Below are 11391 nucleotides of genomic sequence, written 5' to 3' on the forward strand. Positions count from 1 at the left end.
CACGCCCCCCGCTCGGCAGCTCGCCGGCGCGGTGGGACCCGCGCCCCGCGCTCTCCCACCCGCCCGTTCCGGGCCCGGGCCGGGGGCCGGCGGTGCGCGGCGCCGGCCCGGCCGCGGGTCAACCCAGCGCGAGGTTGCGCAGCACCAGCCCGGTGGCCGGCTTGGGCCCGAAGGAGGTCGACTTGCGGGGCATGGTGACGCCCTGTTCGGCCAGCCGCCGCACCACGCTCTCCCGGACCGGGTGGAGGAGGACGGCCGTGCCGTCGGAGCGGGCGGCTTCCCGTTCGGCGGCCACGGCGGTGTGCAGGTAGCCGATGTCGTCCGGGCCGTCGGGGACGTGCCAGGTGCGGTCGAGCAGGGTGGCGTGCAGGACGGTGGCGTCCAGGTGGCGCCACTCCTCGGGCCGGTCGTGCGGCACGGTGGCGTCCAGCAGGGCCTCGTCGGGTTCGCCGACCAGCCAGTAGACGCCGTCGCCGCCGGTCAGCACGAAGCCGTTGCCGCCGTGCCGCTTCTGCTCGGCGAGTGCCTGGAGCGCGGCGGGCAGCGGACCGGGGACCTCCTTGACCTTCCACTGGTCGCCGAGCTTCTCCAGCGCCTCGGCGACCGGCAGCCGGTAGAGCACGCGGTGGATGGCGCGGACCCGCAGGGGGTAGCGGGCGGTGTCCACGAGGAGCACCAGACCGCGGTCCCAGGGGCTGCGCGGCAGGTGGCGGTGCTCGCGCTGGAGGCGCAGGTACATCTCCCAGCGGTGGTGGCCGTCGGCGATCAGCGCCCGGCAGGTGGCGAGGTCGCGGCTGATCTCGGCGAGGTCGGCCGGATCGGTGACGGCCCACAGGCGGTGGTGGGTGCCGTCGCTGGTGGCGGTGGAGAGCAGCGGTTCGCCCTCGACGGTCCGCTCGATCACGCCGGAGGCGCCGCCGTCGCCGCGGTAGGTGAGCAGCAGCGGTTCGAGGTTGGCCCGGGTGGTGCGCATCAGGCCGACCCGGTCGGCGACCGGCCGGGGCATCACGTCCTCGTGGGGGAGGACGACGCCGGCCTCGCGACCGCTCACCGCGAGGGCACCGATCAGGCCGCGCTGGAGCAGTTCGGGGGAGTCGGCGGTGGCGGGCACCCGCTGCTCGTAGACGTAGATCGCGGGGTCCGGGTCGGCGGCGAGGGTGCCTTCGCGCTGCCAGGCTGCGAGCAGCCGCGCGGCGTGCCGGTACCGGGTGTCGCGGTCGGGGCGGTCGCCGGCGTCCTCGGGCTCGGGCCTGGGCAGGATCAGCCGGACCACGTTGTGCGGGTCGGCGGTCTCCAGGTCGAGCCGGCGGCCCGGGTCGACGACGTCGTACGGCGGGGACATCACCGCGGCCAGGGCGCCGACCCGGTCGGGGACGTAGCGCAGGCCGCGGAAGGGGGACAGGGACAGGCCGGCGGTGGCGACGTGCCCGGGGTCACCGGGGCCGCCCTCGGGAGTCTCGACTCCGTCTTCTGCACTGGGTGTGCTCATTCTGGGCATCGTAACCGGGTACGCGTTGTTGAGAGATCGGAATACCCGCGTCGACCTGTGGGGCGGGTGCGCGACCGAGGGCGAGGTACGGCATGGACGACGGGCAGGAACGGGTGGACGGCGGTGGCCCGGCCGGGTCGGGCGGGCCGGCCGGTGCCATCGGCGGGGGCGCCCCGTCCGACGGCGACGGCCCGGGCGGCGGGGTGCCGTCGCAGAGCAGGTCAGGCGAGCCGGCCGGGGACGTCTACGACTGGTTCCGCCGGGGTGCGCGGCTGCTCGCGCAGGGGCATCCGGCGGCGGCCGAGCAGCTGCTGAGCCGGGCGGTGGAGGCGGAGCCGCACTCGCGCAGCATCCGGGAGACGCTGGCCCGGGCCCAGTTCGACGCGGGTTCGTACGCGGCGGCGCTGGAGAACTTCCGGGCGGTGGCGCTGGCCGACCCGGCGGACGACTACGCTCAGTTCGGGTGGGGGGTCGCGGCGGCCCGGCTGGGCGACTTCGAGACCTCCGCCGAACACCTGGCGCTCGCCGTGGCGATGCGGCCGGAGACCGACCACTACCGGGCGGCGCTTCGGCAGACCCGGGCGACGCTGGCGGCCCGTGCCGGCGCGTACGGCCTGCTGCTGCCCGGGGCACCCGGGTACCTGGCGCCGCCGCCCGGCGCCGAGGGCCCGGCCGGGGCAGGACCGGACGGCGTCGACGGCGACGCCTGACCGGCCGGTGCCCACCGGGACGGGCGGCCCACGGACGGTGTCCGCCCGGCGGGCGCGTCGCCGCACGGCGCGGTGCGGCGACCAGGTGGGACGACGAACGACGTGACCGACGACGCATTGAATGAGGTAGCGCAGCCATGACCGAGACGGCCACCCCCGTGCGACGGACCGCCCCCGGCGGCAGCGAGCGTCCGCTCACCGAGGCCTACGACACGGCTCTGCTGGACCTGGACGGGGTGGTCTACGCGGGCGCGCACGCGATCGAGCACGCCGCGGGCGCGCTGGACGCCGCCCGGACCGCCGGGATGCGGCTCGCCTACGTCACCAACAACGCCTCCCGCCCGCCGCGGGTGGTGGCCGAGCACCTGACCGAGCTGGGCGTGCCGGCCGAGCCGGCGGACGTGATCAACTCCGCCCAGGCGGCCGCCCGGGTGGTCGCCGAGAAGGTCCCGGCCGGGGCGAAGGTCCTGGTCGTGGGCGGTCTCGGGCTGGAGGAGGCGCTCGCCGAACTGGGGCTGGTTCCGGTCCGTTCGCTGGCCGACGGGCCGCTCGCGGTGGTCCAGGGCTTCGACCCCTCGGTGGGGTGGACGGACCTGGCGGAGGCCTCGTACGCCGTGCAGAGCGGGCTGCCGTGGGTGGCGTCCAACCTCGACCTCACCGTGCCCCGGGCGCGCGGCATCGCGCCGGGCAACGGCACCCTGGTGGCGGCCGTGCGGGCGGCGACCGGGGTGGAGCCGGAGGTGGCGGGAAAGCCGCTGCCGCCGATGCACCGGGAGACCGTGCTGCGCACCGGCGCGAAGCGCCCGCTGGTGGTCGGCGACCGGCTGGACACCGACATCGAGGGCGCGTTCAACGGCGGGGTGGACAGTCTGCTGGTCTTCACCGGGGTGACCACTCCCGAGCTGCTGCTGGCCGCCCCGGTCGAGCACCGGCCGACCTACCTGGCGGCGGACCTGCGCGGACTGCTGGTCCCGCACGCGGCGGTGACGGCCGAGGACGGCGGCTTCGCCTGCGGCGGCCGGGTCGCGGCCGTCGAGGGCGGCACGCTGCGGCTGACCGGGGCCGGTGACCGCTGGGACGGGCTGCGCGCGCTGTGCGCGGCGGCCTGGACGGCCCTGGACGCGGGCGGCGAACCGGTGGACGGGCGGAAGGCGCTGGCCGAGCTGGGCTTCTGAGTTCCGGGGGCCGCCGACCGGCGGCGGCCCGGTCCGGCCGTGCGGTCCGGCCCTCGGGTTCGGCCATCCGGTTCGGGCCGGCCGGTTCGGCCGGTCGGGTTCGGCGGTCCCGGATCGGTGCACGGTTTCGGCCCGTCGGGTTCGGGCCGCCCGGTTCAGAACAGGGTGCGCAGCCGCAGCAGGTCGCGGAAGCCGGCCTCCAGCCGGACCCGGCCGCTCGCCCAGGCGGAGGCGAAGTTGAGCCGGCCGCCGACCAGCGCGACCAGGTCGTCGCTGCTCATGGTGAGCCGGATCTCGGCCTTCGCGGCGGGCGGGCCGGGCGTGGTGACCACGTCCTGGATCCGGCCGTCGCGCAGCCGTCCGGCGAAGGTCAGGTCGAGGTCGGTGATCCGGCAGCTGAGCGAGCGGTCGAGGGCCGCGGCCTTGCGGACGTCGCCGGTGGACTTCGACATGTTCCGGCTGAGCTGTTCCAGGGCCTCCCGGCACTCCTCGGCGTTCGCCATCGGCGGCGGCTCCCTCCCCCGGTCGCTACGGTGCTGACTGCGGGCCACGGTACCTCAGCGGGGTTTTGGCGGTAGCGTCGTCCGTGGGGTGCCCGGAACGGCCCGGGTACTGAGCGCGACGGAGCGACGCGCGTAGGCGATTGGGAGGCACCCGGATGCTGCCGAGGACGGTTCGGGGAGTGGTGGAGACCGCGGCCGGGGTGGCCGAGGAGGTCGGCAAGCGGGTCGTCGTGACGGCGGCCTCGATCCTGGAGCGGGCGGGGATCGACGTCACCGAGGTCGAGCGCCGCCTGGGCGGGGAGTTCCCGCCGTCGGCGAAGACGCTGCAGACGCTGGCGGAGGAGGCGGTCACCGCCGGGCTGGCCGGGGTCGACCTGGCGGTCGGGGTGGCGCGCAACGAGGCGGAGAAGGTCTTCGAGAAGGTCGGCGACCAGGTCACCAAGGTCGGCGTGGTGCTGGCGTACCTGGAGAGCAAGCTGCGCGAGGTCGAGGAGGAGGTTCCGGCGGCGAAGCCCGGCGGAGACCGGTACGGCGCGGAGGAGCCGGCTCCGGCGCCGCGGGCGGACGACCTGTTCGGGCGCGGCTGGGAGGACGAGGACGAGCGGTCGCAGGGGCGGCCGGTGGGCGAGCCGATAGTCGCCGAGCGGGTGGAGGTCGACGAGCCGGTCGAGGTCGACCCGCCGGTTCCGCCGGTGTCGCGGCCCTCCCCGGCCGCGCCGGACGGCCAGGAGCAGGACCGGGAGCCGAAGGCCGCACCGCGGAAGGCCGCCGCGCGCAAGACCCCGGCGGCGGGGAAGGCGCCCGGGGCCGGGCGGCCCGCCGCGAAGAAGAGCACGGTCGAGCGGGCAGCGGCGAAGCGGACCGCGGCCGGGCAGCCCGCCACTGAGAAGACCGCCGCCGAGAAGCCCGCTGCCAGGAAGACCGGGGCCCGGAAGGCCGCCGCCAAGAAGACGACGACCGTCAAGAAGACCGCCGCCACGGAGCGGGCCGCCGCCGAGCGGGCCGCAGTGCCGCCGAAGGCGCCCGCGAAGCGCACGGCGACCAAGCGGACCACCGTCCGCAAGGCCACCAGCACGAAGAAGCCCGATGTCCGGGACGAGTGAACCGGCCGGTGCCGGCGAGCCGGGCGGGGCGGGCGGGGCGGTCCCGCAGGTGGGGCCGCTCGGGGTCGGGCTGCTGCCCACCGGACACCCCGCGGTGGACGCCGGACTGGCCCGGCTGGAGGCCCTGGACGGGGTCCCCGCCGAGGAGCACGTCGCGGTGTACGAAGATGTTCACCAGCGGCTCGCCGACACGCTGGCCGCGCTCGACCAGGAATGATCCGTAGGACCCGTAGGAGCTGAAACACCAGTGGCAGTGGCACGACGCCGACTCGACGCGGAGCTGGTCCGCCGCAAGCTGGCCCGGTCGCGTGAGCACGCGTCCGAGCTGATCGCGGCCGGCCGGGTGACCGTCGGCGGCACCACCGCGACCAAGCCGGCCACCCAGGTGGAGACCTCGGCGGCGGTCGTGGTGGCCAAGGACGAGAACGACCCCGACTACGTCTCGCGCGGCGGTCACAAGCTGGCCGGGGCGTTCGCCGCCTTCGTGCCGCAGGGCCTGGTGGTCGAGGGCCGCCGGGCGCTGGACGCGGGCGCGTCGACCGGCGGGTTCACCGACGTGCTGCTGCGCGCCGGTGCGGCCGGCGTGCTGGCGGTGGACGTCGGGTACGGGCAGCTCGCCTGGTCGCTGCAGAGCGACGAGCGGGTCACCGTGATGGACCGCACCAACGTGCGCGAGCTGACCCCGGAGCTGATCGGCGGCACCCTGGTGGACCTGGTGGTGGGCGACCTGTCGTTCATCTCGCTGGGTCTGGTGCTCCCCGCGCTCGCCTCCTGCGCGGCCGAGGACGCGGACCTGGTCCTGATGGTCAAGCCGCAGTTCGAGATCGGCAAGGAGCGGCTGGGCAGCGGTGGGGTGGTGCGCAGCCCGCAGCTGCGCGCCGAGATGGTGTGCCAGGTGGCCGGGCAGGCGTGGGAGCTCGGGCTGGGCGTGCGCGCCGTCACGGCGAGCCCGCTGCCGGGACCGTCCGGCAACGTGGAGTACTTCCTGTGGCTGCGCCGGGACGCCCCGCAGCTGGACCCCGCGGACGCGGACCGGGCCGTGGCGGAGGGGCCCCGATAGGGTGCTCAGCGGACGTCCGGCCCGGCATGCTGTATGGCGGGCGCACCCGGGCCGAAGGCGGCCCGGCAGGCGTTAGGGAGAGGGCAGCGGCATGAGCGACGAAGCACGTACGGTCTTCCTGATCGCGCACACCGGCCGGGAGGCGGCGCTGCGCAGCGTCGAGGGCCTGGTGCACGGGCTGCTGAAGGCCGGGCTCCGGATCAGACTGCTGGAGACCGAGGCGGTCGATCTGGACCTGCCGGACGGCGTCGAGAAGGTGGCCGAGGGCCCCGGCGCGGCGGACGGCTGCGAGCTGATCCTGGTGGCCGGCGGGGACGGGACGCTGCTGCGCGGGGCCGAGCTGGCGCGTTCGCACGGACTGCCGATGCTCGGGATCAACCTGGGCCGGGTGGGCTTCCTCGCCGAGGCCGAGCGGGACGACCTGGCGGTGGTGGTCGAGCGGGTGGTCGACGCCGACTACGAGGTCGAGGAGCGGATGACGATCGACGTCATCGTCCGCACCAACGGCGACGTGGTGCACGAGGACTGGGCGTTGAACGAGGCCTCGATCGAGAAGGCGGCCCGGGAGCGGATGCTGGAGGTGGTGACCGAGGTGGACGGCCGCCCGGTCTCCAACTTCGGTTGCGACGGCGTGGTGTGCGCGACGCCGACCGGGTCCACCGCGTACGCGTTCTCCGGCGGCGGGCCGGTGGTGTGGCCGGAGGTCGAGGCGCTGCTGATGGTGCCGATCTCGGCGCACGCGCTGTTCGCCCGCCCGCTGGTGACCTCGCCCGAGTCGGTGCTGGCCGTCGAGGTGCAGCCGAAGACCCCGCACGGCGTGCTCTGGTGCGACGGGCGGCGCTCGGTCGAACTGCCCGCCGGGGCACGGGTGGAGGTCCGCCGGGGACGGACCCCGGTGCGGCTGGCCAGACTGCACCGGGCGCCGTTCACCGACCGGCTGGTGGCCAAGTTCGCGCTGCCGGTGACGGGTTGGCGCGGCCGGGCGGACCACCACTAGCCCGGCCCTGTCCGGGGTGGAGCGGCCCGGCCGCCGGGGCGGTGTCAGACCGCCAGCGGCTGGGCCTCGTCGCCCGAGCCGAGCCGGCCGCCGGCCGCCGCGCGGGCGGCCACCGCGGCGAGGCGCTCGACGGCGGCCGGGACGGCCGGGGCGGGCACGGTGAGCGGTATCCGGACGTGGTGCTCGAACGCGCCGTCCGAGCCGAAGCGGTTGCCCGAGGCGATCCGCACCCCGTCGCGCTCCCCGACCGCCGACAGGGCCGCGCCGGACAGGCCGTCGGTGGAGACCCAGAGCGCCAGCCCGCCGGGCGGCATCGGGAAGCTCCAGCCGGGCAGGTGCCCGGGCAGTGCGGTGGCGAAGGCGCGGGCGGTGGCGCGCAGCCGGTCCAGCTGGTGCGCCCGTACGGCGGGCAGCGGCTCGCCCAGCAGTTCGGCGGCGATCAGCTGGTCCAGCACCGGGGTGCCGACGTCGCTGTAGACGCGCTCGCCGGCCAGTCGGCGCACCAGTGCGGGTGCGGCCCGGACCCAGCCGATCCGCAGGCCGCCCCAGAGCAGTTTGCCGGCCGAGCCGACGGTGACCACCTGCGCGGCCCGGTCCAGCGCCGCCACCGGGCGCGGCAGCGGCTCGGACTCCGGTACGCCCCAGCCGAGTTCGGCGGTGGTCTCGTCGACCAGCACGACGCTCCCGGCGGCCCGGGCGGCGGCCAGCAGCTCGCGGCGCTGCTCCTCGTCGATCAGTGCGCCGGTCGGGTTGTGGAAGTCCGGGATCACGTAGGCGACCTTGGGCGCGGCGCCGCGCAGCACCCGCTGCCACTCGTCCCGGTCCCAGACGGGCCGAGGGGGCGCGGACGCGCCCTGAGGTCCGGGGCGGTGGGCGTACGGCACCGGGACCAGGCGTGCGCCGCACAGGCGCAGCGCCTGCAGGGTGTGCGCGTAGCTGGGCGCCTCGACGGCGACCCGGTCGCCGCGGCCGACCAGCACCCGCTGGACCAGGTGCAGGGCGCCCATCGCGCCGGTGGTGATCAGGACCTGGTCGGGGGTGGTGGGCAGCCCGCGCTCGGTGTAGCGGCGGGCGACGGCCTCGCGCAGCGCCGGGACGCCGGTGGGGTAGTGGCCGTGGCCGGAGGCGTAGTACGGCAGCTGTTCGACCGCCCGGGCGGCGGCGGTGCCCAGCCAGGGCTGCGGGGCGGGCAGGGCGGCGACGCCGAGGTCCAGGGTGTGGCCCTGCTCGTCCGGCGGGACGGGGTGCAGGGCGTCGCCGGGCGGAGGGGCGCCCTCGGGCAGGGCGGTCCAGCTGCCCGCGCCGCGCCGACTGCGCAGGTAGCCGTCCCCGCGCAGGGTCTCGTACGCGGTGGCGACGGTGGTGCGGCTCAGCTCCAGGGTGGTGGCCAGCTCGCGTTCGGCGGGCAGCCGGGCGCCGACCGGCAGCCGGCCCTCGGTGACCAGCTGCCGGATCTGCCCGGCCAGGGTGCGGTACGCGGGGCGGCGGGCTCCGGCGGGCCCGGGCAGCCGGGCGGTGGTGAGCAGTCGGGCCAGCGCGGGCGGGGTGACGGTGGTGTGCCAGTCGGCCATGGCGATCAGTCCACTTGCTCGGAATTGGCCCTGGAACGGGTCGTATTGGCCTGGCCATCATGACAGGGCGGCCGTACCGGCCGCCACCTCCGGGCCGACCGGGGTGCAGCACCACCGCAGGAGCACCATGGCCACCACGACCACGACCACGACCACGACCACCCGGATCCCGCCGGAGTCCGCACCGGCGGCGGCCGCCTCCACAACCGGTGCGGGAACCCCCGCCGCCGGAGCCCCCTCCGTCGCGGTCCGCTTCCTCGGCGACACCCACGGCCTGGGCCGCCGGATCCCGCAGCTGTTCGTCGGACTGACCCTGTACGGCACGAGCATGGCGCTGATGCTCCGCTCCGGCCTCGGCCTCGACCCCTGGGACGTCCTGCACCAGGGCCTGCAACGCAGCATCGGCCTCTCGGTCGGCGCCTGGGTGACCGTCTGCGGCGCCCTGGTGCTGCTGCTGTGGATACCGCTGCGCCAGCGACCGGGGCTGGGCACGGTCGCGAACGTGCTGGTGATCGGCGCGGCCATGGACCTCACACTGCGGATCGTCGGCGGCTTCGAGGCGCTGCCCGCCCGGATCGCCGTGATGGCCGCCGCGATCGTGCTCAACGGTTTGGCCAGTGGCCTCTACATCGGCGCCCGCCTCGGCCCCGGCCCGCGCGACGGTCTGATGACCGGCCTGCACCGGCGCACCGGCCGCTCGTTGCGGCTGATCCGCACCGGCATCGAACTGACCGTCCTGGCCGTCGGCCTCGTGCTGGGCGGCACCGCCGGGGTCGGCACGGTCGCGTACGCGCTGGCCATCGGGCCGCTGGTGCAGGTCTTCCTGCCCTGGTGCACCGCGCCGGAACCTGCGCGAAACCCCCGGAAGGAATGAACTTCGAGGCACGGAGTTGCCGCGCGCCGTTGTCGCTCGTCGCGCGCCGGGGGCGGAACCTCGTAAGGTCGTCTCCGTGTTGGACGAGATGCGGATACGGGATCTTGGGGTCATCGACGACGCGGTGGTGGAACTCGCCCCCGGGTTCACCGCCGTGACCGGTGAGACCGGCGCAGGCAAGACCATGGTCGTCACCAGCCTCGGCCTGCTGCTCGGCGGGCGCGCCGACCCTGGCCTGGTGCGCAACGGCACCGGACGCGCCGTCGTCGAGGGCCGGCTGGAGCTGCCCGCCGACTCCCCGGTGGCGGCCCGGGCCGTCGAGGCCGGGGCCGAACTGGACGACGGGGCCCTGCTGATCAGCCGGACCGTCTCCGCCGAGGGCCGCTCCCGGGCGTACGTCGGCGGACGGGCCGTGCCGGTCGGGCTGCTCGCCGAACTCGGCGAGGACCTGATCGCCGTGCACGGCCAGACCGACCAGCAACGGCTGCTGCGCCCGGCCCGCCAGCGCGGCGCGCTGGACCGGTACGCGGGCGAGGCGGTGGCCGAGCCGCTGGCCCGCTACCGGGAGACCTACCGCACCCTGCGCGAGGTCTCCGCGACCCTGGAGGAACTGACCACCCGGGCCCGCGAGCGCGCCCAGGAGGCCGACCTGCTGCGCTTCGGCCTGGACGAGATCGCCGCCGCCGAGCCGGTGGCCGGCGAGGACGTCGAACTCGCCGCCGAGGCCGAGCGGCTCGGCCACGCCGACGCGCTGTCCTCCGCCGCGACCCTCGCGCACGCCGCGCTGGCCGGGGACCCGGCCGACCCGGAGGCCCTGGACGCGGGCACCCTGCTCGCGCAGTCCCGCCGCGCCCTGGACGCCGTGCGCCACCACGACGAGCGCCTGGCCGCCCTCGCCGACCGCCTCAACGAGGTCGGCTACCTGCTCGCCGACGTGGCCGGCGACCTGGCCGGCTACGCCGACGACCTGGACGCCGACCCGGTGCGCCTGGCCGCCGTCGAGGACCGCCGGGCCGTGCTGGCCCAGCTGCTGCGCAAGTACGGCGGCGAGGAGAACACCCTCGCCGAGGTGATCGCCTGGGCCGAGGACGGCGCCGTACGGCTCACCGAACTCGACGGCGACGACGACCGGATCGACGAACTCGGCGCCCGCGAGACCGAGCTGCGCGCCGAACTGGCCGAGTTGGCCGCCGAGGTGTCGGACGCCCGGCAGGCCGCGGCCGGCCGGTTCGCCGGGGCCGTCTCCGCCGAACTCGCCGAACTGGCCATGCCGCACGCCCGGGTGACCTTCTCGATCAGCCAGGTCGACGACCTGGCCGGGATCGAGGTCGGCGGCCGCACCGTCGCGTACGGCCCGCACGGCGTGGACGAGGTCGAGGTGCTGCTCGCCCCGCACCCGGGCGCGCAGCCCCGCCCGATCGCCAAGGGCGCCTCCGGCGGTGAGCTGTCCCGCGTGATGCTCGCCGTCGAGGTGGTCTTCGCGGGCGCGGACCCCGTCCCGACGTACCTGTTCGACGAGGTGGACGCGGGCGTCGGCGGCAAGGCCGCGGTCGAGATCGGCCGCCGGCTCGCCAAACTGGCCGAGTCCGCCCAGGTCGTGGTGGTCACCCACCTCCCGCAGGTCGCCGCGTTCGCGGACCGCCACCTGGTGGTGGAGAAGACCCACGACGGCACCGTGACCCGCAGTGGTGTCAAGGTGCTGAACGACGAGGAGCGGGTGCGCGAACTCTCCCGGATGCTGGCCGGCCTGGAGGACTCGGAGCTGGGCCGCGCCCACGCCGAGGAGCTGCTGGCCGCCGCCCGGGCCCCGCGCCACCGGTAGCCGGCGGCGGGGGGGGCCCCCCCCCCGCCCCCGCCCCGCCCCCCCGCCCCGCCCCCCCCCCCGGGCCCCCCCCCCCGCCCCCGGGGC

At 76.2% G+C, this 11391-nt stretch carries 11 protein-coding genes; 8 read left to right on the forward strand and 3 right to left on the reverse strand.

What is annotated here, in order from left to right; genetic code table 11:
* Positions 1–118: 118 nt before the first annotated feature.
* Positions 119–1489, reverse strand: a complete 1371-nt coding sequence (locus tag ACFV0O_RS04045) for a DUF1015 family protein (protein WP_380336040.1) — start codon at positions 1487–1489, stop codon at positions 119–121.
* 92 nt (positions 1490–1581) lie between these two features.
* On the opposite strand from ACFV0O_RS04045, the gene ACFV0O_RS04050 reads away from it, so the two are divergent.
* Positions 1582–2199, forward strand: a complete 618-nt coding sequence (locus tag ACFV0O_RS04050) for a tetratricopeptide repeat protein (protein ID WP_380336043.1) — start codon at positions 1582–1584, stop codon at positions 2197–2199.
* Positions 2200–2336: 137 nt separating this feature from the next.
* Positions 2337–3374, forward strand: a complete 1038-nt coding sequence (locus ACFV0O_RS04055; RefSeq protein WP_380336046.1) for an HAD-IIA family hydrolase — start codon at positions 2337–2339, stop codon at positions 3372–3374.
* Between the two features lie 155 nt (positions 3375–3529).
* On the opposite strand, the gene ACFV0O_RS04060 is transcribed toward ACFV0O_RS04055, so the two are convergent.
* Positions 3530–3877, reverse strand: a complete 348-nt coding sequence (locus ACFV0O_RS04060; RefSeq protein ID WP_380336049.1) for an SCP2 sterol-binding domain-containing protein — start codon at positions 3875–3877, stop codon at positions 3530–3532.
* Positions 3878–4056: 179 nt separating this feature from the next.
* On the opposite strand from ACFV0O_RS04060, the gene ACFV0O_RS04065 reads away from it, so the two are divergent.
* The 4 genes from ACFV0O_RS04065 (at position 4057) to ACFV0O_RS04080 (ending at position 7037) form a co-directional block, all read left to right on the forward strand.
* Positions 4057–4980, forward strand: a complete 924-nt coding sequence (locus tag ACFV0O_RS04065; RefSeq protein ID WP_380336052.1) for a hypothetical protein — start codon at positions 4057–4059, stop codon at positions 4978–4980.
* Entirely contained in the window at positions 4964–5197 is a 234-nt protein-coding gene (locus ACFV0O_RS04070; protein WP_380336053.1) for a hypothetical protein, read from the forward strand. The genes ACFV0O_RS04065 and ACFV0O_RS04070 overlap by 17 nt, the downstream gene beginning before the upstream one ends.
* Positions 5198–5233: 36 nt before the next feature.
* Complete coding sequence (locus ACFV0O_RS04075) at positions 5234–6040, forward strand: TlyA family RNA methyltransferase (protein WP_360261490.1); 807 nt, start codon at positions 5234–5236, stop codon at positions 6038–6040.
* 91 nt (positions 6041–6131) lie between these two features.
* Positions 6132–7037: an NAD kinase gene (locus ACFV0O_RS04080; protein ID WP_360261458.1), complete on the forward strand. Its 906-nt coding sequence runs from the start codon at positions 6132–6134 to the stop codon at positions 7035–7037.
* A gap of 44 nt (positions 7038–7081) precedes the next feature.
* Here ACFV0O_RS04080 and ACFV0O_RS04085 read toward each other — a convergent pair whose 3' ends face one another.
* Positions 7082–8608 (reverse strand): PLP-dependent aminotransferase family protein, encoded by a 1527-nt coding sequence (locus ACFV0O_RS04085; protein ID WP_380336054.1) that lies wholly within the window; start codon positions 8606–8608, stop codon positions 7082–7084.
* Positions 8609–8735: 127 nt separating this feature from the next.
* On the opposite strand from ACFV0O_RS04085, the gene ACFV0O_RS04090 reads away from it, so the two are divergent.
* A complete protein-coding gene (locus ACFV0O_RS04090) occupies positions 8736–9482 on the forward strand; it encodes a YitT family protein (RefSeq protein WP_380336057.1) in 747 nt (248 codons plus the stop codon).
* An 88-nt stretch (positions 9483–9570) separates the two neighbouring features.
* Positions 9571–11304, forward strand: coding sequence for a DNA repair protein RecN (recN, locus tag ACFV0O_RS04095; RefSeq protein WP_360261484.1), 1734 nt, complete (start codon positions 9571–9573; stop codon positions 11302–11304).
* The last annotated feature ends 87 nt before the right edge of the window (positions 11305–11391 follow it).

Origin of the sequence: Kitasatospora sp. NPDC059577 (assembly GCF_042735475.1) — a bacterium.
In the GTDB taxonomy this organism is placed as follows: Bacteria; Actinomycetota; Actinomycetes; order Streptomycetales; family Streptomycetaceae; genus Kitasatospora.

Coding starts and splice junctions, on each gene's coding strand:
- ACFV0O_RS04045 (WP_380336040.1), bottom strand. CDS start 1,489: ATGAGCACACCCAGTGCAGAAGACGGAGTCGAGACTCCCGAGGGCGGC.
- ACFV0O_RS04050 (WP_380336043.1), top strand. CDS start 1,582: ATGGACGACGGGCAGGAACGGGTGGACGGCGGTGGCCCGGCCGGGTCG.
- ACFV0O_RS04055 (WP_380336046.1), top strand. CDS start 2,337: ATGACCGAGACGGCCACCCCCGTGCGACGGACCGCCCCCGGCGGCAGC.
- ACFV0O_RS04060 (WP_380336049.1), bottom strand. CDS start 3,877: ATGGCGAACGCCGAGGAGTGCCGGGAGGCCCTGGAACAGCTCAGCCGG.
- ACFV0O_RS04070 (WP_380336053.1), top strand. CDS start 4,964: ATGTCCGGGACGAGTGAACCGGCCGGTGCCGGCGAGCCGGGCGGGGCG.
- ACFV0O_RS04080 (WP_360261458.1), top strand. CDS start 6,132: ATGAGCGACGAAGCACGTACGGTCTTCCTGATCGCGCACACCGGCCGG.
- ACFV0O_RS04085 (WP_380336054.1), bottom strand. CDS start 8,608: ATGGCCGACTGGCACACCACCGTCACCCCGCCCGCGCTGGCCCGACTG.
- ACFV0O_RS04090 (WP_380336057.1), top strand. CDS start 8,736: ATGGCCACCACGACCACGACCACGACCACGACCACCCGGATCCCGCCG.
- recN (WP_360261484.1), top strand. CDS start 9,571: ATGCGGATACGGGATCTTGGGGTCATCGACGACGCGGTGGTGGAACTC.